Source organism: Streptomyces sp. NBC_01210, assembly GCF_036010325.1.
In the GTDB taxonomy this organism is placed as follows: domain Bacteria; phylum Actinomycetota; class Actinomycetes; order Streptomycetales; family Streptomycetaceae; genus Streptomyces.
The window spans coordinates 6,179,042-6,199,640 of sequence record NZ_CP108549.1 but is presented as its reverse complement, the minus strand read 5'-3'; the positions used below and the strand labels follow the sequence as shown (position 1 = coordinate 6,199,640).

The following is a 20,599-nucleotide window of genomic DNA, read 5'->3' as shown; positions in this document are numbered from 1 at the left end:
TCCCGCCCGCCTCCCGAGGAGCCGCCCGAGAAATGGCCAGCACCGATCCCGCCACCAGCCTCAGCAGCGCCGCGATAGGCGACCTCTGGGACCGCGTCTTTGGCACCCAGCCCGTCCCCGCCGAGTGGCTCGTCATCGTCACCGGCCTGGTCGCCCTCGCCGCCGTCGTGCCCCACTCCCTCTGGCGGCTCTCCCGCAACGCGATCACCATCGCCCACGAAGGCGGCCACGGCCTCGTCGCCCTGCTCACCGGCCGCCGCCTCGACGGCATCAGGCTGCACTCCGACACCAGCGGCCTCACCGTCAGCGCCGGAAAGCCGACCGGGATCGGCATGATCCTGACCGCCGCCGCCGGCTACACCGCTCCGCCGCTGCTCGGCCTCGGCGGTGCCTACCTGCTCGCCGCGCACCACATCACGCTGCTCCTCTGGCTGGCCACCGCCCTGCTCATCGCGATGCTGGTGATGATCCGCAATGCGTACGGCGCACTCACCGTAATCCTCACGGGTGCCGCCTTCCTGCTCATCTCCTGGCTGACAGAACCCGGCGTACAGTCCGTCTTCGCCTATCTCGCCGTCTGGTTCCTGCTGCTCGGTGGCGTACGCCCGGCCTTCGAGCTGCAGTCCAAGCGCCGCCACGGTGGAGCCCCGGACTCGGACGCCGACCAACTCTCCCGGCTGACCCATGTGCCGGCCGCGATGTGGTTGTTCCTCTTCCACGCGGTGTCGATCTGTTCGCTGATCGGCGGCGGCCGCTGGCTGCTGGGCCTCTGACCGTCGGCCAAAGCCCCCGGAGAGCCCTCTATCACCCCTTGATTACGCCCCGATTTCGGAGCATTTGATCAAGATCCGGCTCTCCGTCGAGCCACTAAAGTGATGGCCATGACCGAAAGCTCCGTGCACCCTGCCCTCTGGCCCGCCCCCTATGCGACCGGAGCCGTCGAAGCGACGGTCACCGTGCCCGGATCGAAATCGGTCACCAACCGGGCCATGGTGCTTGCCGCGCTCGCCGCCGAACCCGGCTGGCTGCGCCGCCCGCTCCGCTCCCGCGACAGCTTCCTGATGGCCGAGGCACTGCGCGCTCTCGGCGTCGGCATCGAGGAGGGCGTGGGCCCCGACGGCGGGGGTGAGACCTGGCGCGTCATCCCGTCCGGCCTGCACGGCCCTGCCACGGTCGACGTCGGCAACGCCGGTACGGTGATGCGCTTCCTGCCTCCCGTCGCCGCGCTCGCCGACGGCCCGGTCCGCTTCGACGGAGACCCCCGTTCCTACGAACGCCCGCTCGGCGGCGTGATCGACGCGCTGCGCGTCCTCGGCGCCCGTATCGACGACGACGGCCGGGGCGCGCTCCCCATGACCGTCTACGGCGGCGGCGCGCTGGACGGCGGCCCGGTGGAGATCGACGCCTCCTCGTCCTCCCAGTTCGTCTCCGCGCTGCTGCTCTCCGCCCCGCGCTTCAACCAGGGCGTGGAGGTACGCCACATCGGCGGCAAGCTCCCTTCCATGCCGCACATCCGGATGACCGTCGACATGCTCCGCGCCGTCGGCGCCCAGGTCGACGAGCCGGAGACCGGCGGCGAGCCCAATGTCTGGCGGGTCTCCCCGTCCGCCCTGCTCGGCCGCGATCTCACCGTCGAGCCCGACCTCTCCAACGCCCAGCCGTTCCTGGCGGCCGCGCTGGTCACCGGCGGCCGGGTCACCATCCCCGACTGGCCCGAGCGCACCACCCAGCCAGGTGACGCGCTGCGCGAGATCTTCACCGAGATGGGCGGCTCCTGCGAGCTGACCGACGGCGGTCTGGTCTTCACCGGCAGCGGCCGTATCCACGGCATCGACGTCGACCTCGGTGAGGTCGGTGAGCTGTCCCCGGGCATCGCGGCGGTCGCGGCGCTCGCCGACTCCCCCTCCACGCTGCGCGGCGTCGCCCATCTGCGCCTCCATGAGACGGACCGCCTCGCGGCCCTCACCAAGGAGATCAACGAACTCGGCGGCGACGTCACCGAGACCGAGGACGGCCTCCACATCCGCCCGCGCCCGCTGCACGGCGGCGTCTTCCATACGTACGAGGACCACCGGATGGCCACGGCCGGCGCGATCATCGGCCTCGCGGTCGACGGCGTACAGATCGAGAACGTCGCGACAACCGCCAAGACACTCCCCGACTTCCCGCAGATGTGGGCCGGAATGCTCGGGGCCTGAGGACATGCGCCGCTACGGCAAGAACCCCGACGAGGACGACATCCGCGTCCGCCCCAACCGCAAGGGCAACCGCCCGCGGACCAATATCCGCCCCAAGCACGAGGACGCGATCGAGGGCATGGTCCTCACCGTGGACCGGGGCCGGCTCACCTGCCTCGTCGACGACCGGGTCGTCATGGCGATGAAGGCCCGCGAACTGGGCCGCAAGGCCGCGGTGGTCGGCGACCGGGTCGGCATCGTCGGGGACCTCTCCGGCGAGAAGGACACCCTCGCGCGCATCGTGCGTATCGAGCCGCGCAAGTCGGTGCTGCGGCGCACGGCGGACGACGACGATCCGTTCGAGCGCGTGGTCGTCGCCAACGCCGACCAGCTGGCGATCGTGACGGCGCTGGCCGACCCCGAGCCGCGCCCCCGGCTGATCGACCGCTGCCTCGTCGCCGCGTACGACGGCGGGCTGACCCCGCTGCTCGTACTGACCAAGTCGGATCTGGCCTCGCCGGACGAGCTGCTGGAGATGTACGGAGCGCTCGGCGTTCCCCATGTGGTCACCACCCGCGACGAGTTCGTGGACGGCGTCGCAGCCGAGCGGGTCCATGAGCACCTCAAAGGCCGGACCACCGCCTTCGTCGGCCACTCCGGCGTCGGCAAGACGACCCTGGTCAACGCCCTCGTACCGAAGGAACGCCGGCGGAGCACCGGCCTTGTCAACGCGGTCACCGGACGCGGCCGGCACACCACCACCTCCGCACTCGCCCTCCCGCTCGCGGACGCGGACGGCGGCTGGGTGATCGACACCCCGGGCGTGCGCTCCTTCGGTCTGCACCATGTCGATCCGTCCCGGGTGATCCTCGCCTTCCCCGATCTCGTACCGGGTACGGAGGGCTGTCCGCGCGCCTGCAGTCATGACGAGCCGGAGTGCGCGCTGGACGAGTGGGTGGCCGAGGGGCACGCCGATCCGGCGCGGCTCTACTCGCTGCGGCGGCTGCTCGCCACGCGGGAACGACGCGAAGGCGACTGACGCGCACGTTTGCCGGCTGCCGATGCCGGTAAGTGCATAATCGCACCGAGTGCGACTAAGCAGTCACCGACCGACGCGGGAGGCACAGCCATGGCGTGGCTGCTGGTGGTGGTCGCCGGATTCCTGGAAACGGGCTTCGCGGTCTGCCTCAAGCTCTCGCACGGTTTCACCAGGCTCTGGCCGACGGTCGCCTTCGCCAGTTTCGCGCTCGGCAGCTTCGGCCTGCTGACGCTCGCCTTGAAGAAGCTCGATGTGGGTCCCGCGTACGCGGTGTGGACGGGCATCGGCGCGGCAGGCACCGCGATCTACGGAATGGTCTTCCTCGACGATGTGGTCTCCACGCTCAAGATCATCTCCATCATGCTGGTGATCATCGGCGTCATGGGCCTGCAGCTCTCGGGCTCGGCCCACTGACGGCCCCGCCGACGGCCGTACGCACCAGCAGACCGACCCCCTCACCGACCGGCGCGATCACATACGAGAGCGCGAGCCGCACCGTCAGCTCACAGCGGTGCGCCAGATAGGCCGACTCCTCCCTCGTACGGCTGTCCTGCCGGCCCCTGCCCAGTGCGGCGAGCGAGCGGTCCCGTACCGACGCGACCAGCTCGGCCGGGGCCGGCAGCCCCGCGTCCGCACGCCGCTGGGCCGGCACTCCGGACATCGCGGCGTCGCGTCGGGCCGGCTTCGGCACCGGCAGCCGTTCGCCCCAGCAGCCGGTGAGCAGGGCCCTCAGCAGCGGCCTCGCTCGGGCCTCGCCGACGGTCCACTCGGCGACCGCCACCAGCCGGTCCGCAGCCCCGGTCCACTCGGCCAGCATCCGTTCCACTCCATGGAGGTACTGGTCGGCCTCGCGCCGCACCAGTGCGCGGGCGAGGCCGTCCTTGCTGCCGAACTCGTTGTAGAGGGTCTGCCGCGAGACCCCGGCGGCGGATGCGACGTCCACCATCCGTACCGCTGCCCAGGGCAGGTCTGCGAGCGCCGCGAGAGCGGCGTTCAGTAGGGACTCTCGCGCTGTAGGCATCGTCGCCTCCCAGGCCAAGCGGCACTGGGCTCAGGGTTGACGTGCGGCCCCCCACTGTCAATAGCCCCGGCAGACAGGGACCCGGGAGGGGCTCGGGAAGCCCCGATAGAGTGACGACCATGCCCGACTACCACGATGATCTGCGTCTCGCCCATGTCCTCGCGGACGCCGCCGACGCCGCCACCATGGACCGGTTCAAGGCCATGGACCTCAAGGTGGAGACCAAGCCGGACATGACACCGGTGAGCGAGGCCGACAAGGCGGCGGAGGAGCTGATCCGCGGACAGCTCCAGCGGGCACGGCCGCGTGACGCGATCCTCGGCGAGGAGTACGGCATCGAGGGAACGGGCCCGCGCCGCTGGGTCATCGACCCGATCGACGGCACCAAGAACTACGTACGCGGTGTGCCGGTCTGGGCAACGCTGATCTCGCTGATGGTGCAGGGCGAGGGCGGCTACCAGCCCGTCGTGGGCGTGGTGTCCGCCCCGGCGCTGGGCCGCCGCTGGTGGGCCGCTCAGGGCCGCGGCGCCTACACCGGGCGCAGTCTGACCTCCGCGAGCCGGCTGCAGGTCTCCAAGGTCGGCCGGATCGCGGACGCCTCGTTCGCGTTCTCCTCGATCACCGGCTGGGAGGAGCAGGGGCGGCTCGACGGGTTCATGGATCTGACCCGGGCCTGCTGGCGCACCCGTGGTTACGGCGACTTCTGGCCGTACATGATGGTCGCCGAGGGTTCGGTGGACATCTGCGCCGAGCCGGAGCTCTCACTGTGGGACATGGCGGCTACGGCGATCGTCGTGCAGGAGGCGGGCGGATCCTTCACCGGCCTCGACGGGCGCCCGGGCCCGCACAGCGGCAACGCAGCCGCGTCCAACGGCCTGCTCCACGAGGAACTGCTGGGCTATCTCAACCAGCGGTACTGACGGGTACATACACCTTTTCCATGAGCTTCCGCGCGCCGCCCAGGCCGCGGTGCGCGCCCCCTTGCTGCCGCCCCGCAGGACTGCGACTCTAGGAGTCCCCCCACTTGTGAACTTGTGAATCGGTTCCCGAACAACCGATCCACCAAGGAGGTGGCTCCATCCATGCTCGTCCGTGACGCCATGAGCACGGTGGTCCTCACCATCGGACCCACACACACACTCCGCCAGGCGGCCGGCCTGATGGCCGCGCGCCGTATCGGCGCCGCCGTAGTCCTCGACACCGATGCCGGCGGCCTCGGCATTCTGACCGAGCGCGACATTCTGAACTCGGTGGGCGCGGGGCAGGACCCCGATCTGGAGACCGCCAGTACCCACACCACCACCGACGTCGTCTTCGCCGCGCCGTCCTGGACCCTGGAGGAGGCCGCCGAGGCCATGACGCACGGCGGCTTCCGGCATCTGATCGTGCTCGACAAGGACGGGCCCGTAGGCATCGTCTCGGTACGCGACATCATCCGTTGCTGGGCCCCGGTCAGGCGGCACCCGGCGATCCTGACGGGTTAGGGCACACACGGATCAGCGCATACGAGAGGGCCGGACCCCCTGGACAGGGATCCGGCCCTCTGCACCACGACAAGCGTCCGTCAGCCGCGAAGGGCCTGGACCGCGGCTTCGAGCCGCTTGCCGAAGTCACCGTCCGCCTGGCGGAAGTTGTTGACCGCGCGCTCGGCGATGTCGTCGCGCGACACCTTCGAGATGAACCCTGCGAGGTTCTCGATCAGACGGCCCTTCTCGTCCTCGGACATCAGCCGGTAGAGGTTGCCCGCCTGCACGAAGTCGCTGTCCTCGGTGTGGCTGGGGGCCTCGTGGGTGCCGGTGCCACCGGCGACGGCGGTCGACTGCCACAGCGGCTTGTCCGTCTGGAAGGGGCCGCCGAAGCTGTTCGGCTCGTAGTTCTTGGCGCCCTTGTGGCGGCCGTCGTACAGGAAGCCGTCACGGCTGTTGGTGCGCGCCTCGGTGGCGTGCGGGCGGTTCACCGGCAGGTGGTCGGCGTTGATGCCGACGCGGTAGCGGTGGGCGTCGCCGTACGCGAAGAGACGGCCCTGGAGCATCTTGTCCGGGGACGGACCGATGCCCGGCACGAAGTGCGCGGGGCTGAAGATCGACTGCTCGACCTCGGCGAAGATGTTCTCCGGGTTGCGGTTGAGCTCCAGCTTGCCGATCTCGATCGGCGGGTAGTCCTCGTGCGGCCAGACCTTGGTCAGGTCGAACGGGTTGAAGCGGTAGTTCGCCGCCTCGGCCGCCGGCATGATCTGCACCTGCACGGTCCAGGACGGGAAGTCGCCGCGCTCGATGGACTCACGCAGGTCGCGCTGATGGGAGTCCGGGTCCACACCGGAGAGGCGGTTGGCCTCGTCCGTGGTGAGGTTCTTGATGCCCTGGTCGGTCTTGAAGTGGTACTTGACCCAGAAGACCTCGCCGGCCTCGTTGTTCCACTGGTACGTGTGCGAGCCGTAGCCGTTCATGTGCCGCAGCGTCGCCGGGATACCGCGGTCACCGAAGAGCCAGGTCACCTGGTGCGTCGACTCCGGGCTGAGGCCCCAGAAGTCCCACACGTTGTCGGCTTCCTGCGAGCCGGTGTACGGGTCGCGCTTCTGGGTGTGGATGAAGTCCGGGAACTTGATGGCGTCCTTGATGAAGAACACCGGGGTGTTGTTGCCGACGAGGTCGTAGTTGCCCTCTTCGGTGTAGAACTTCAGCGCGAAACCGCGAGGGTCACGCACCGCGTCCGCCGAGCCGAGGTTGCCCGCGACCGTGGAGAAGCGCAGGAACGTCTCGGTCTGCTTGCCGACCTCGGAGAGGAACTTCGCGCGCGTCCACTGCGAGACGTCTCGGGTCAGCGTGAAGGTGCCGTACGCACCGGCGCCGCGCGCGTGCACGATGCGCTCCGGGATGCGCTCACGGTTGAAGTGCGCGAGCTTCTCGAGCAGCACCTGGTCCTGAACCAGAACCGGTCCGCCGACGCCCGCGGTCTCGCTGTTCTGATTGTCGGCGACCGGTGCGCCGGCCTCTGTGGTGAGCGGTCCCTGCGTCACGTGCGCCTCCTGCGTCATACCTGACAGTCCTGTCCCTTGGCGTATGCCGGTCCCGATCCTACAATGGACTTTGTCTAAGTCAAGGAAACATCCAAACTCACACCTGTTCGGAACCTGGTTCCCTTCACTGTTAGGCTTGTCCTTATGAGTGACCTGTTGGAACGACTTCGCGGACGCGGCTGGCGCATGACGGCACAGCGGCGTGTCGTGGCAGAGGTCCTCGACGGCGACCACGTCCACCTGACGGCCGACGAGGTGCACGCGCGTGCCGTGACGAGGCTCCCCGAGATCTCCCGGGCGACCGTCTACAACACGCTGGGTGAGCTGGTGAGCCTCGGCGAAGTCATCGAGGTGTCGACCGACCGCCGCGCCAAGCGGTACGACCCGAACGCGCACCGGCCGCACCAGCACCTGGTCTGCGCCCAGTGCGGCGCGATCCGCGACGTTCACCCCGTGGGCAACCCGCTGGCCGATCTCCCGGACGCTGAGCGCTTCGGCTTCACGATCTCGGGCGTCGAGGTGACGTACCGGGGCACGTGCCCGAACTGCGCGGCCGCCTGACACACATTCCTCACGAAGGGCCCGGCACCCGAGAGGTGCCGGGCCCTTCGTGCCGGGCCCTTCGTCGTGGTCCGCCGGCAATCGTTCCGCAGCCGCGGAGAAGGCCTTCACCGCCCGGCCCGCCAGGACCGGCCCGGCCCACCTGACCGGCCTGACCGGCATGCGGCTACGAAAAAGGCCCGGATCCTGATGGATCCGGGCCTTTGTCTGTCAGTAGCGGGGACAGGATTTGAACCTGCGACCTCTGGGTTATGAGCCCAGCGAGCTACCGAGCTGCTCCACCCCGCGTCGGTGAACACAACATTACGTCACCCCGCCGACCAGCGCAAATCGATAGTCATCGGTACGCCATGAGCCCGCAGCGCTACGCCGTGAGCTCCTGGTGCAGCGCCTCGCGCAGCCGCGCGGCCCTCTCCGCCACCTCGGCGGGACCCAGCTCGACGGCTCGTGCGCACCACCGCTGGCCCTCGGTCAGCTCACCCCTGCGGGCGGCGAGCAGCGCCAGGCGCAGCGCGGCCCTGCCGTGCCCCGCACGGGCCGCGCGGCACCACCACAGGGCCGCCTCGCGCTCATTGCCCTCGCGGGCGAGAAGCAGCCCGAGGTTGAAGGCACCGTTACGGCTGCCTGCCTCCGCCGCCTCCCGGTACCAGCGGGCGGCGTCCACCATGTCGCCACGGGCGGCGGCCAGCATGCCGACCCGCACCTGGGCACGGCGGTGCCCCTGCTCGGCGGCCCGCTCGTACCACTCCTCGCACTCGCTCTTCTCCGCCGTCGCCTCGCCGAGCGCGGGCGGCCCGGGAGGCGGCTGGCGGGAATCGAGCACGGTGGCGAGACGGAAGGCGGCCTCGGCGCTGCCGCCGCCCGCCGCGCAGCGCAGATGGCGCTCGGCGGCCTGCTCGTCACCGTCCCTGAGCAGCGCGATGCCTACCTGCAGCGCGGCCTCGGTGTGGCCGGCTGCGGCTGCCCTCTCGTACCAGGTCAGAGCCGTACGGTCGTCGTCACGGCCGACGTAGAGGATGCCCAGATTGAACGCCGCGTCGACGCTGCCGGCCTCGGCGGCCTTGGAGAACCAGGGCTCGGCACCGGTCGCGTCGCCGGCCTGCAGAAGCAGTACGGCGAGCGCGTTGGCGGCCTCACGGTGCCCTGCGTAAGCGGCACGGCGGTACCACTGCTCGGCCTGCGGCGTACGGTCCTGGGCGGCGCAGAGCAGCCCGAGGTTGTACGCGCCGTTGACGTCACCCGCGTCCATGGCGGCGCGGTACCAGCGCTCGGCGGTCTGCTGCTCCCCGCGGGCGGCATGCAGCGCGCCGAGGGCGTTGGCGGCGTTGCCGTCACCGTCCTGCGCGGCACGCAGCCACCAGACGGCGGCGCTCTCCTCGTCGCCCGCGTCCCGGAGCAGAAACCCGAGCGCGCAGGCTGCGCGGGCCTCTCCGTCCTTGGCGGAGGTGAGGTACCAGCGACCGGCCTCCTTGAACTCGCCACGCTTCTCGAGGATCGCGCCGAGGTGCAGTGCGGCCCGCCGGTGCCCGCGAGCGGCGGCCTGCCGGTACCACTGCACGGCCTCGTCGAGCATGGACAGCTCGACGTCATCGCCGCCGCCCGCAGCCAGGCCGTCGTCCTTCACGTCGTCCTGCCCGACCGAGCCGGCCTCCCCCGCACGCCCTGCACGAACCGCGCCCGTACCGACAGGCTTCACGACGCCCTGATCGACCGAGCCGGTCGCTCCCGCGCGCCCCATCCGCAGGCCCACGTCCCCGCCCTCGCGAGCCTCCTCCGCCGCCATCCGCTCCAGCACGCGGGCCAGCCGGTACGCCGCCTCGCGGTGCCCCTGCTCGGCCGCCGCGCGCAGCCAGTGCTCGGCGCCCGCGTCGCTGCGGTGCTCCAGAAGATCGGCAAGGGCGTACGCGCCCAGCGCGTGGCCCTGTTCGGCGGACTGGCGCAGCCAGTACTCCGCGGCGGGCTCGTCGCCGCGCTCACGGAAGTGTCGCCCCAGGGCGTGCGCCGCCGCCGCGGAACCTGCGACGGCCGCGATACGCCACCACCCGGCCGCCTCGTCGGCGTACCCACGCTGGTGGAGGAGGACACCGAGATTGTTGGCGGCCGCGCGGTCGCCGTCGGCGGTCGCGCCACGCAGGTAGGGCTCGGCACCGTCGAGGTCGCCGCGGCGCAGCAGCAGCGCGCCGAGCACGCTCATCGACGCGGTGTCGCCGCCGTCGGCGGCACGCCGGTGGCGCGCCTCGCTTCCCGCGGTCTCCACGGAAACGGAGTCGACGCCTTCACCGCCACCGGCAGTGTCAACGTTGTCAACAGCGTCGCCCGCCCCGATCGCGTCTGCCACGTCTCCGGCATGCCGCTGCACAAACCGCCCTGTCTTCAACAGAGTTGCCCTGTCCCCCATAAATTCCATCGTCGCACCACCCGCAACCCGCGTACACCTGGTATACCGCAGCCAGTGAGGTCACTTCAGCGTTTTGTCGACATGCCCACAGATGGACAAGTCAAACACGCTCAAGCCCAACTCGCCCCGCGCGGCACACACTTCTCACCGGCAGCACATACGCACGAACAGGGCCCGAATCCTCAAAGGATTCGGGCCCTGTTCTTCTTCAGTAGCGGGGACAGGATTTGAACCTGCGACCTCTGGGTTATGAGCCCAGCGAGCTACCGAGCTGCTCCACCCCGCGTCGTTGTGTTGCAACCGTACCACGACGCGGGATGGCCCCTGCTCAGCTGCCCTTGGGGGTGGTCGCCGGACTGGGCTTGCTCTGAGCCGCCGCGGCTCGCTCCAGCGCGTCCTGCAGGGCAGCCTGCGCCTTGCCGTACGCCTCCCAGTCCGTCGGCTTCTTGTCGAGTGCCGCCTGGGCATCGTCGTACGCCTTCTGGGCGTCCGCGATGGCGGCCTTCAACGCGGCGTCACCGGTCGCCGGCGGCGGCTTTGTGGTGTCGCCCGGTGGCGGTGTCGTCGTCGGTGGCTCGGCGACGTTCTGCTCGAAGACCGCGTTGAGCGCCTCCGTGAGGCTGTCCTTGAAGACCGGTTTGCCTCCGCCGTAGGCGACAGCGACCTTCTTCAGCAGCGGATAGTTCGCGCTGCCGCCTCGTGCGTACACCGGCTCGATGTAGAGGAAACCGCCGTCCAGCGGCACCGTCAGCAGGTTGCCGTACTCGATGTCGGAGTCCGTGCCCCTGAGGTCCCTGACGAAGGTCGCGACCTCCGGCACACCGTTGAGCTCACTCTGCACCTGTTGTGGACCCTGCACCGTCTCGGTGACTCTCAACAGCCGTATCGTGCCGTACTTGTCGCTGTTGGCATCGGCGTCGACCGCCATGAACGCACCCAGATTGGGGCGTCCGGCCGGCGTGAACGTCGTCGTCAGAGAGAACTTCTGCGCCTTGTCCCCGGGCATCTTGAGGCTCAGGTAGTACGGCGGAACGGCGCTGGTGTCCTTGTTCGTCGGGTCGTCCGGAACCTGCCACGCGTCACTGCCGCTGTAGAACTGCTCGGGCTCGGTGACGTGGTACCGGGTGAGCAGCTCGCGCTGCACCTTGAACATGTCCTGCGGGTACCGCAGATGGGCCTTGAGGTCGGGCGAGATCTTGTCCTTCGCCTTCACCGTGCCGGGGAACGCCTTCATCCAGGTCTTCAGCACCGGGTCCTTGGTGTCCCACTGGTACAGGTTGACCGTGCCGTCGTACGCGTCGACGGTGGCCTTCACCGAGTTGCGGATGTAGTTGACCTGGTTCTGCTGCGCGACGACCGCACGCTGATTGGTGGTCAGCGAGTCGGCGGTGGTGTCCCCCAGCGTCGTACGGGAGGCGTAGGGATAGCCGTTGGTCGTGGTGTACGCGTCGACGATCCACTGGATACGGTGGTCGACGACCGCCGGGTAGGCGTCGCCGTCAATGGTCAGCCAGGGCGCGACCGCCTCGACGCGCTCCTTGGGCGTGCGGTTGTAGAGAATCCGCGAACCCTCGCCGACTGCTCCCGAGTAGAGGATCTGCGGCTCGCTGAAGGCGACGGCGTACGCGGCGCGATTCAGCGGGTTGGAGAGGCTGACCCCGCCCTTGCCCTTGTAACTGGTGGTCTCCTCGCCGTTCTTCTCGTAGTCGAGCTCCTTCTGCGGGCCACCGACGATGGAGTACTGCTCGGTCTTCTCGCCGTAGTAGATCCGCTGCTCGTACTTGCCGAGCTGGCCGCTGGTCGGCAGCCCGGACTCGGTGAAGTCGGGCGAGCCCACGGTGCCCTTGTCCGGGTCCGTGATGGTGTTCGTGCCCTTGGCCGCGATCGCGCCGTAGCCGTGGGTGTACGTGAAGTGGTCGTTGATCCAGTTGCGCTTCTGGATGCCCTTGATGTTGAGCTCACGCAGACCGATGACCGTGTCCTGCGGCTTGCCGTCGGTTCCGGGGTACCGGTCGACGTCCAGAGTCGCGGGGAACTGGTAGTACTTGCGCTCCTGCTGGAGCTGCTGGAAGGCGGGCGAGACGACGTTCGAGTCGACCAGGCGGTAGCTGGCCGCCGTGGGGGCATCGGCGCGCTGCTGGGCCTTCCGCTTGGGATCGCCCTTGCCGGAGTAGTCCTCCGGGTTGGCGTTGTCGATTCCGTACGCGTGCCGCGTGGCCTCGATGTTCTTCTTGATGTACGGGCTTTCCTTGGCCTGCTCGTTCGGCTGGACCTGGAACTTCTGCACGATCGCCGGGTAGAGGCCGCCGATGAGGATCGCCGACAGGACCATCAACCCGAAGCCGATCACCGGCAGCTGCCAAGTCCGGCGCCAGAGCGTCGCGAAGAAGAGCAGGGCGCAGATGACCGCGATGCAGAAGAGGATCGTCTTCGCCGGGAGGTAGGCGTTGGCGTCGACGTAGCGCAGACCCGTCCAGTTGCCGGTGGCCTTGAAGTCGCTGGACTTCACCGCAAGGCCGTACCGGTCGAGCCAGTACGCGACGGCCTTGAGCGAGACGAAGACACCGAGCAGCACCGAGAGGTGACCGGTGGCCGCGCCCGTCGCCCGCGCGCCGGGGCTGGTGATGCGCAGTCCGCCGTACAGATAGTGGGTCAGCGCGGCGGCGATCAGCGAGAGCACGGCGGCCGCGAAGCCGAAGCCGAGCATGAACCGGTACCAGGGCAGATCGAACGCGTAGAACGACACGTCCATCTGGAACTGCGGGTCCTTCTGGCCGAAGGAGACGCCATTGACCCACATCAGCCAGGTGCGCCACTGACCGGTGGCGGAGGCTCCGGCGATCAGCCCGACGAGAGCGGTGATCGCGAGGAGCACCCACTTCTTGTACGGGGCAATGCCCATCCGGTAGCGGTCAAGACTCTGCTGCTCCAGCGACATGGCGCTCAGCGGCGGCCGCAGCCGGTGCGCGAGCCAGATGTTCACGCCGACGGCTGTGGCCATCAGCAGCCCGAAGACCGCGAACAGCCCGATCTTGGTCCACAGGGTGGTGGTGAAGACGGAGGAGTAGTTGACCGAGCGGTACCAGAGCCAGTCGGTCCAGAACCCGGCGAACATGACGAAAGCCATGGCCAGCACGGCCAGCACGCCCAGTGTCATGAGCAGGGTGCGGACACGCCGGGACGGCCGGCCCACTCTGATCCGTGGCCCGGTCGGGCCTCCGCCGCGGTCCGGCATCTGGAAAGCCAACGTGCGCACCTCGAAGTTCGCGGTCGTGTGAAAACGGGCCCCGCGATCGTAGAGCCCACTGATGCAACTTACTAAGGCTTTACCTAGTTCCCGTCTCGGGCCCGGAAGGAGGCAGGATATTGGCCATGTCCAACGTTTCCTCTTCCGGCCCCCCGATGGCCGCGAGCCCGCTCACCCGCGCCGTGCTCGAAATCGACGAGTACGCATCAGGGCTCGGCTGGGACCAGCCGGCCAGGCTCTTCGCACTCGTCGACACCGCCCACCTGCGCTCCCAGGAGCCGGGCCTCGCGGCCCAGCTCGGCCTCGACGGCGACGAGGCGGCTGCGCCGCTCACCCCGATCGAGCAGGACGAAATCCCCGCCGGGAAGGCGCTGGACGAGTTTCTCGCCACGATCGCCTGGCCGGAGGCCGTGGCCGGCTGCGCGCTGACGGTGGAGCGCCTGATGCTCCCACCGTCCGCGGAGTCCTCCGTCCCGGACGGCCTCGACGAAGCGGCCCTCACCAAGTGGGTCGCCGCCCACCCGAACCGACAGGAGGTCCGCATGACAGTGGCGGTCCTGCGCGACGGCTCCCGCGAGTCGGCGGTACGTCTGCGCGAAAAGGACTCCCCGACGGAGGTCCTGACGGGCTCGGACCTGGTGCCGGGCCTGGCGGAGGCGCTTGCGGCGACGTTCGAGGCATAACGACGACAGTTGATGGCACCGCCGTACCGGATCGTGAGGGATCGGGTACGGCGGTCTGCTGTAGAGGCAGGGCCGACCGCGGGTCAGGGCCGGGAGCTGGGCGCAGCACGCGCGCTCAGGGGCTCAGGGGGGGGGGCTTCCCCCAGCTTCGGGAAGGGGCGGGGCAGGTTCGGGAAGGGGCGTCCGGACGAAGCGCCCCCGGCCTCAGCTCGCCGCGCAGGCCGGCAGCCCCGCCGTGTTCCCCGACTTGATCTTCTGCAGCGACGTCGTCGCATCGGCGATCGTGTTCACCTTCACCAGCGTCAGTCCGTCAGGGATGTCCGACGCCGCCGCCGCGCAGTTGTCACCGGGCGTCAAGAAGTACTCCGCCCCGGCGTTCCGCGCGCCGACCAGTTTCATCTCGATGCCGCCGATCGGCCCGACCTTGCCCTTGTCGTCGATCGTCCCCGTGCCCGCGACGAACTTCCCGCCCGTCAGATCCTGCGGCGTGAGCTTGTCGACGATGCCGAGGGCGAACATCAGGCCCGCACTCGGGCCGCCCACATCCGCCAGGTTGATGTTGACGGTGAACGGGAACGTGTGGTCGGTCCCGGCCTGGATGCCGACGATCGCCCGGTCGCCCTTGGCCGACTTCACCGTGGTGATCGTGACCTTCTCGGTGGTCCGGGGCTCCTTCCCGGCCTTCTCCGCCGCGGCCGCATCCTTCGTCGGCACGATCGTGAAGACGACGTCCTCGCCCGGCTTGTGCTTCACGACCAGCTTGGCGACGTCGGCCGGCTCCTTCACCGGCGTGCCGTCCACGGCCCGGATGACGTCACCCGCGTGCAGCCGGTTCTCCGAAGGCGTGTTCTTGAGCACCGTGGAGACCACGACCCGCGACTTCACCGGGATCTTCAGCTGCTCCAGCGCGGCAACCTTCGCGCTCTCCTGCGACTGGGTGAATTCCTCGGCGTTCTCCTGCGTGGACTGCTCTTCCGTCTTCCCGTCCGGGTAGAGCGTGTCGTGCGGCACCACCACGTTGTCATGGGCCAGCCAGCCGTAGACCGCCTCGACGACGTTCATCTTGTAGTCCGCACCGGTGACCCTGACCGTGGTCATGTTGAGGTGACCGGAGGTCGGGTATGTCTTGCGGCCGGAGATCTGCAGCACCGGCTCTCCACCGGCCGCGCCCAGGGTGTTCACCGTCGGCCCGGGCGACAGCTCCGAGTACGGCACTGGGATGAACACCCCTGCGCAGAGCAGCGCAATGAAAATGAGGGTGGAGGCGAGCATCGTCGCGGTGCGGCGTGGCATGGAACGACAGTACGGGACGGGTCTGTCAGACCACCGTCGGGGCCGGTCCGTACGTGGCGACTTGGCAACTGCGTACGGTCGGCGGCCGGGTCATGCGGGTCATGCGGCATCAGAACCGGAGTCTGTTTTCTCCATCGCGTCGCGAAACCGCGCATATCCGGCAAGCTCGGCCACATCCCCGGTCGTCCGGTTCCGTGAAGCCCAGCTTCCCCATATCGCAGCACCGACGGCAGCGAAAAGCGGAATCAGCAACCAAGCGAGTGCTGCCATCACGACCTCCCTACCCCATGAGCAAACCCAACTGAGTGATCAGCAGATTAGCCATCTGCCAGTCCAACGCTCATGGCAGGGGGGCGGTTACGCAAATCGGGGTGCTTGAGCTCCGTCCGGGTTTCAGCAGGCCCCGACCCACTCCTCCGTACCGTCGGAGAACTTCTGGTGCTTCCAGATCGGCACCTCGTGCTTGAGGTCGTCGATCAGCTTCCTGCAGGCCTCGAAGGCCTCCCCGCGATGAGGACATGACACGGCGACCACGACCGCCAGATCTCCGACCTCCAAGTCACCCACACGGTGGACGGCGGCGAGCGCCCGAACGGGGAATTCCACCGCGACCTTCTCCGCGATCCGGCGCATCTCGGCCTCGGCCGTGGGATGGCAGGAGTACCCAAGGGTGTCGACATCGGCGCCACTGTCGTGGTTGCGCACGGTGCCGACGAACAGCGCGGTGCCGCCCGTCGCGTCGTCGCCGACGGCCGCGAAGACCTCGTCGACGGAGAGCGGGGTGTCGCGGATCGCCAGCAGCCGGATGGGGTCGTCCGCCGCTTGCTCGCCGGGGTGGTCGTACGTGCTTGCCATGCCTTCCATCGTGCCGCACCGCACTGACAACGCGGAATAGCTCTTTCGACCGGTCGGGGGCGCGCCGCCTTGGAGCCTCCTACAGACGGCCCGCAGGCGGCTCGCGGGTGGTTCACAGGCGGCTCGCAGGTGGTTAGATACGGCGCCGGGCCTTACGGGCACGCCGCACCAGGGCCGCCGTGCCGAGCAGCGCGACCGTCGCACCCGCCGCACCCGCCGCCGTGGCGTCCTTGCGGCCCAGTCGGCGGCCCGCGACGGTGTGGCGGCCCTCCACCTCCTCCAGCAGCGCGGCCAGGACCTCCTCGTTGGTCCACTCAGGTCGCCAGCCCGCGTCGTGGAGCCGACTCACGCTGACCACCCAGGGGTGCATGGTGTACGCCAGGTCCCCCGCCGGGGACGGGGTCAGGCCGATCCGGTGGAGCCGGGCCGCGGCACCCAGGGCGACCGCCGAGGGCAGCTCCATCCGGCGGATGCCGCTGAGCTCCTCGACCTCCTCCTGCTCCAGCCAGCCGTCGCAGCCGACCGCGAGCTCCCCGTCGACCTTCTCCAGTGCCGCGTACTCGAGCGCGCTCACCAGGTCCTCGACATGGCAGAACTGCCAGGTGGGACGCGATCCGGCGACCACGAGCAGGCGCGGCGACTCGAAGTAGCGGGTGAGCGCGGTGTCAGTACCGCCCACCAGGACGGCGGGTCTTACCACCGTGACGTTGAGCCCGGGGTGGGCGCGGGGTGCCCGGCGGCCCAGGCGCTCGATCTCCAGCAGGTCGCCGACCCCCGTGGCCTCGGCGGTGGCGCGCAGCTCCGCGTCCTCGGAGAGCGGGATGTAGTTGTCGGGCAGCGCCCCGTAGACCATCGCCGAGGTGCACAGGACGACCCGGTGGACGCCGGCCGCCGCGGCGGCGGTCAGGACGGTCTGTGTACCGCGCACGTTGTACGCCGTACGGGCGGCCGAGTCGGTCTCCAGGTCGAGATCGAGGGCCAGGTGCACCACCACGTCGGCGCCGCGCAGCTTCTCCGCGATGGCCGGGTCACGTACGTCGAGGATGTGCCACTGCGCCTCGGGGACCTCGCCCCGACGCTCGTCGATGGCGACGACCTGCTTGATCTCCTCGGAAGCGGCCAGCCGCCGGACAAGCAGATCGCCGACGCCCGAGGCGGCGCCGGTGACCGCGACGACGGGACCACGGCCGTTGGACCCGCGGCCCGAGGCCGGGGTTGAGTGGTTTCGCGCTGCGCGAACCTGCGGATCTGGGGAACTCACCAGGCGTCTCCAGCGGTTGTCTTCAGTACGTACGCGAATGACGCGTCCGTACCAGGTGGCGTCCATCCTGCCGCAGGCCAAGAGTCGGCGGAGCACCGAGCCCATATGCGGCCCGGATGTCTACGCTGGGTGGTGTTGTCGGGCAGTCGCCGCCGGCAGGAAGCCGGCGGCCCTACGAGCCGAGGAAACCCGTGAGTGACACCCCATTCGGATTCGGCCTTCCGCCGGAGGAGCCGGAGAACGGCGACGAGGGCAAGAAGAAGGATCCCGCCGGAGGTGGCCAGGGCTCCGGCGGGCAGTTCCCGCCCAATCCTTTCGGGTTCGGTACCGGTGAGGGCGGCGGGGACAATCCGTTCGCCGCGATGTTCGGTTCGCTGAACCCGAACGACCTGGGCGCGGCCTTCCAGCAGCTCGGCCAGATGCTGAGCTACGAGGGCGGTCCCGTGAACTGGGACATGGCCAAGCAGATCGCGCGTCAGACGGTCTCGCAGGGCACACCGGACGGCACCAAGGACGAGAGCGTGGGCCCGGCCGAGCGCACCGCGGTCGAGGAGGCCCTGCGGCTCGCCGACCTGTGGCTGGACGGAGCGACCTCGCTGCCCTCCGGTGCGAACACCGCCGTGGCGTGGAGCCGTGCCGAGTGGGTCGAGGCGACGCTCCCGGCGTGGCAGCAGCTCGTCGACCCGGTCGCCGAGCGTGTCGGCCTGGCCATGGGTGATGTGCTGCCCGAGGAGATGCAGGCGATGGCGGGCCCGCTGATCGGAATGATGCGCTCCATGGGCGGCGCGATGTTCGGCCAGCAGATCGGGCAGGCCGTCGGTGTGCTCGCGGGCGAGGTGGTCGGCTCGACCGATATCGGCCTGCCGCTCGGCCCGGCCGGCAAGGCCGCGCTGCTGCCGTTGAACATCGAGGTGTTCGGCAAGGACCTCGGCGTGCCGAAGGAAGAGGTGCGGCTGTATCTGGCCCTGCGCGAGGCCGCCCACCAGCGGCTCTTCGCCCATGTGCCGTGGCTGCGCTCGCATCTGTTCGGCGCGGTCGAGGGGTACGCACGCGGGATCAAGGTCGACACGAGCAAGCTGGAGGACGTGGTCGGCCAGTTCGACCCGGCGCATCCCGAGCAGCTGCAGGACGCTCTCCAGCAGGGCATGTTCCAGCCGGAGGACACCGCGGAGCAGAAGGCGGCGCTGGCCCGTCTGGAGACCGCGCTCGCGCTGGTCGAGGGCTGGGTCGACGCGGTGGTGCACGAGGCGGCCTCGACCCGTCTGACGTCGGCGGACGCCCTGCGCGAGACGCTGCGCAGGCGCCGGGCCTCCGGCGGTCCCGCCGAGCAGACATTCGCAACGCTGATCGGTCTTCAGCTGCGTCCGCGCCGACTCCGGGACGCCTCGCGGCTGTGGGCCTCGCTCACCGACGCACGGGGCGTGGACGGGCGCGACGGGCTGTGGGAGCACCCTGACATGCTGCCGACGGCCACCGACCTGGACGATCCGGACGGCTTCGTTCACCGTGAGCAGCTCGACTTCTCGGAGCTGGACAAGATGCTCGGTGAGGCCGCGGGCGGCGGCAGCAAGCCGAATCTCGACAAGGACGACGTCGAGAAGAGCACCAAGGACGACGAGGGCGACAAGGACCAGTGAGCCTGCACGACGACGCCGTACTCGTACTGAAGAGCTATGAGGACCAGGAGGAGCTGCGGCAGGTCTATCTGGACCATCTGGCGGCGCACCCGGACGGAATGTGGAAGGCCTGCGAGGCCGGGCATGTCACGGCGAGCGCGCTGGTGATCGACGCGGAGCGCGGCCGGGTGCTGCTGACGCTGCACAAGAAGCTCGGCATGTGGCTGCAGATGGGCGGCCACTGCGAACCGGATGACGCGACACTGGCTCTGGCCGCGCTGCGCGAAGCCACGGAGGAGTCCGGGATCCAGGGGCTGACCCTGCTGCCCGGTGGTCCTGTGCGGCTGGACCGGCATGCGATTCCGGCGCCCTGCCACTGGCATCTCGATGTGCAGTACGCGGCGCTGGCTCCGGCCGGGGCGGTCGAGGAGATCAGCGAGGAGTCACTGGATCTGCGCTGGTTCACGTACGACGAGGTGGCGGGTGTGACCGACGAGTCGGTCGTACGGCTGCTTGAGCGTACCCGCGCGACGCTGTCGCGAGCAGTTCATGAGTACGAGGCATGAGCACGAGGCTTGAGTAAGCGGGCATGAGTAAGGGGGCATGAGTAAGGGGCGGCCTCTTTCGAGGCTGCCCCTTACCTGTGTGCCTGGTGCGTGTCAGTTCCAGGCGTTGTTCTGGTTCTGGGCGTGGGCCCCTTGCTGGCCCATGCCGTACTGGGCGCGCAGGCCCTGTCCGATCTCCGCACTCTGCGGCGGCATGACCTCACTGGGCTGCACCAGCGCGAAGCCCTGGCCGAGGAAGCTGAGCTCCCAGCCCTCGCCGGTGTTGCCGCGCCTCCGCCGTACGCCGGAGGAGTGTGTCTGCGCCTGCATCTGCACCCGCAGCGCGGAGGACCAGGCGACGATCGCGTCGGCATCCACATTGACGTACTTGTCCGGCGTGACCTGCATCATCAGCGGCTGGCCCGAGGTCATCAGCGCGACCTTGCCCCGGCCGGAGATATTGAGCTGGTACTTCCCGGAGCCGGAGATGCCGTACTGACTGTCCACCGCGATGACCTCGGTGTGCAGCGTGGAGTCGAGCGCCAGGACATAGGCGCTGTCGACCGTCATGCCGTCCTGGTCGACGTCCACGACATGGATGTACTGAGCGAGGTTGGCAAGGTAGACCGTGCCCTGCCCGGAGCAGCGCATCAGGTCCAGGCCCTCACCGGTGTTGGCACGGGCTCGCCGCTGGTTGTTCGACTGGTACTCGCCGTCGAAGTCCATCAGGCCCTGGTACGCGACCATGGCGCCCTTGCGGGCGAGGACGTCGTCATGGCCGGTGAGCGAGACCCGCAGCAGCTGCGGGTTCTGCACGATGTACCGGTCCTGGGACTGCTGTTCGGTGTAGCTGAAGAGCGGACTCTGCATGATGTGTACTCCTCCCC

At 69.3% G+C, this 20,599-nt stretch carries 19 protein-coding genes and 2 tRNA genes; 10 read left to right on the top strand and 11 right to left on the bottom strand.

Translation table 11 applies throughout. The features are described 5' to 3' along the window. The first annotated feature begins 32 nt into the window (after positions 1-32). The 4 genes from OG735_RS28355 (at position 33) to OG735_RS28340 (ending at position 3,630) form a co-directional block, all read left to right on the top strand. Positions 33-773 (top strand): M50 family metallopeptidase, encoded by a 741-nt coding sequence (locus tag OG735_RS28355; protein ID WP_327325966.1) that lies wholly within the window; start codon positions 33-35, stop codon positions 771-773. 108 nt (positions 774-881) lie between these two features. Continuing rightward, the gene (aroA, locus tag OG735_RS28350; RefSeq protein ID WP_327325965.1) at positions 882-2,198 is read left to right on the top strand and encodes a 3-phosphoshikimate 1-carboxyvinyltransferase; all 1,317 of its coding nucleotides are present in this window, start codon (positions 882-884) and stop codon (positions 2,196-2,198) included. A 4-nt stretch (positions 2,199-2,202) separates the two neighbouring features. Then, positions 2,203-3,216: a ribosome small subunit-dependent GTPase A gene (gene rsgA, locus OG735_RS28345; RefSeq protein ID WP_327325964.1), complete on the top strand. Its 1,014-nt coding sequence runs from the start codon at positions 2,203-2,205 to the stop codon at positions 3,214-3,216. Between the two features lie 90 nt (positions 3,217-3,306). Next, the gene (locus OG735_RS28340) at positions 3,307-3,630 is read left to right on the top strand and encodes a DMT family transporter (RefSeq protein ID WP_327325963.1); all 324 of its coding nucleotides are present in this window, start codon (positions 3,307-3,309) and stop codon (positions 3,628-3,630) included. Here the strand turns inward: OG735_RS28340 and OG735_RS28335 are convergent. Then, positions 3,596-4,237, bottom strand: a complete 642-nt coding sequence (locus OG735_RS28335; protein ID WP_327325962.1) for a TetR/AcrR family transcriptional regulator — start codon at positions 4,235-4,237, stop codon at positions 3,596-3,598. The genes OG735_RS28340 and OG735_RS28335 overlap by 35 nt on opposite strands. Positions 4,238-4,356: 119 nt before the next feature. On the opposite strand from OG735_RS28335, the gene hisN reads away from it, so the two are divergent. Both hisN and OG735_RS28325 read left to right on the top strand, forming a co-directional pair. Continuing rightward, a complete protein-coding gene (gene hisN / locus OG735_RS28330) occupies positions 4,357-5,157 on the top strand; it encodes a histidinol-phosphatase (protein WP_327325961.1) in 801 nt (266 codons plus the stop codon). 162 nt (positions 5,158-5,319) lie between these two features. Then, positions 5,320-5,721, top strand: a complete 402-nt coding sequence (locus tag OG735_RS28325) for a CBS domain-containing protein (RefSeq protein ID WP_327325960.1) — start codon at positions 5,320-5,322, stop codon at positions 5,719-5,721. A gap of 80 nt (positions 5,722-5,801) precedes the next feature. Here the strand turns inward: OG735_RS28325 and OG735_RS28320 are convergent, their stop codons facing one another. Further along, positions 5,802-7,271 carry a catalase gene (locus OG735_RS28320; RefSeq protein ID WP_327325959.1) on the bottom strand — a complete coding sequence of 490 codons (1,470 nt, stop codon included), beginning with the start codon at positions 7,269-7,271 and terminating at the stop codon, positions 5,802-5,804. A 126-nt stretch (positions 7,272-7,397) separates the two neighbouring features. Here OG735_RS28320 and OG735_RS28315 point away from each other — a divergent pair, with 126 nt between their 5' ends. After that, positions 7,398-7,814 carry a Fur family transcriptional regulator gene (locus OG735_RS28315; protein ID WP_327325958.1) on the top strand — a complete coding sequence of 139 codons (417 nt, stop codon included), beginning with the start codon at positions 7,398-7,400 and terminating at the stop codon, positions 7,812-7,814. A 214-nt stretch (positions 7,815-8,028) separates the two neighbouring features. On the opposite strand, the gene OG735_RS28310 is transcribed toward OG735_RS28315, so the two are convergent. From OG735_RS28310 to OG735_RS28295, 4 genes are all read right to left on the bottom strand, one after another. Further along, positions 8,029-8,102, bottom strand: a tRNA-Met gene (locus OG735_RS28310). 76 nt (positions 8,103-8,178) lie between these two features. After that, positions 8,179-10,221, bottom strand: coding sequence for a tetratricopeptide repeat protein (locus tag OG735_RS28305; RefSeq protein WP_327325957.1), 2,043 nt, complete (start codon positions 10,219-10,221; stop codon positions 8,179-8,181). A gap of 203 nt (positions 10,222-10,424) precedes the next feature. Beyond that, positions 10,425-10,498: transfer RNA gene (locus OG735_RS28300), tRNA-Met, on the bottom strand. Between the two features lie 42 nt (positions 10,499-10,540). Then, positions 10,541-13,447, bottom strand: coding sequence for a UPF0182 family membrane protein (locus OG735_RS28295; RefSeq protein ID WP_327328488.1), 2,907 nt, complete (start codon positions 13,445-13,447; stop codon positions 10,541-10,543). 137 nt (positions 13,448-13,584) lie between these two features. On the opposite strand from OG735_RS28295, the gene OG735_RS28290 reads away from it, so the two are divergent. Beyond that, positions 13,585-14,142, top strand: a complete 558-nt coding sequence (locus OG735_RS28290; protein WP_327325956.1) for a PPA1309 family protein — start codon at positions 13,585-13,587, stop codon at positions 14,140-14,142. A 204-nt stretch (positions 14,143-14,346) separates the two neighbouring features. Here the strand turns inward: OG735_RS28290 and OG735_RS28285 are convergent, their stop codons facing one another. The 4 genes from OG735_RS28285 to OG735_RS28270 form a co-directional block, all read right to left on the bottom strand. Beyond that, on the bottom strand, positions 14,347-15,435 hold the full coding sequence (locus OG735_RS28285; RefSeq protein ID WP_327325955.1) for a YlbL family protein: 1,089 nt from the start codon (positions 15,433-15,435) through the stop codon (positions 14,347-14,349). 99 nt (positions 15,436-15,534) lie between these two features. Next, entirely contained in the window at positions 15,535-15,705 is a 171-nt protein-coding gene (locus tag OG735_RS28280) for a hypothetical protein (protein ID WP_327325954.1), read from the bottom strand. A 123-nt stretch (positions 15,706-15,828) separates the two neighbouring features. Continuing rightward, entirely contained in the window at positions 15,829-16,290 is a 462-nt protein-coding gene (locus OG735_RS28275; RefSeq protein ID WP_327325953.1) for a molybdenum cofactor biosynthesis protein MoaE, read from the bottom strand. Between the two features lie 133 nt (positions 16,291-16,423). Further along, positions 16,424-17,551 carry an SDR family oxidoreductase gene (locus tag OG735_RS28270; protein ID WP_327325952.1) on the bottom strand — a complete coding sequence of 376 codons (1,128 nt, stop codon included), beginning with the start codon at positions 17,549-17,551 and terminating at the stop codon, positions 16,424-16,426. Between the two features lie 191 nt (positions 17,552-17,742). On the opposite strand from OG735_RS28270, the gene OG735_RS28265 reads away from it, so the two are divergent. Together OG735_RS28265 and OG735_RS28260 are read left to right on the top strand one after the other, a co-directional pair. After that, the gene (locus tag OG735_RS28265) at positions 17,743-19,188 is read left to right on the top strand and encodes a zinc-dependent metalloprotease (RefSeq protein WP_327325951.1); all 1,446 of its coding nucleotides are present in this window, start codon (positions 17,743-17,745) and stop codon (positions 19,186-19,188) included. Then, positions 19,185-19,733, top strand: a complete 549-nt coding sequence (locus tag OG735_RS28260; RefSeq protein ID WP_327325950.1) for an NUDIX hydrolase — start codon at positions 19,185-19,187, stop codon at positions 19,731-19,733. The genes OG735_RS28265 and OG735_RS28260 overlap by 4 nt, the downstream gene beginning before the upstream one ends. Before the next feature lie 93 nt (positions 19,734-19,826). Here OG735_RS28260 and OG735_RS28255 read toward each other — a convergent pair whose 3' ends face one another. Then, positions 19,827-20,582 carry an AIM24 family protein gene (locus tag OG735_RS28255; protein ID WP_327325949.1) on the bottom strand — a complete coding sequence of 252 codons (756 nt, stop codon included), beginning with the start codon at positions 20,580-20,582 and terminating at the stop codon, positions 19,827-19,829. Positions 20,583-20,599: the final 17 nt, after the last annotated feature.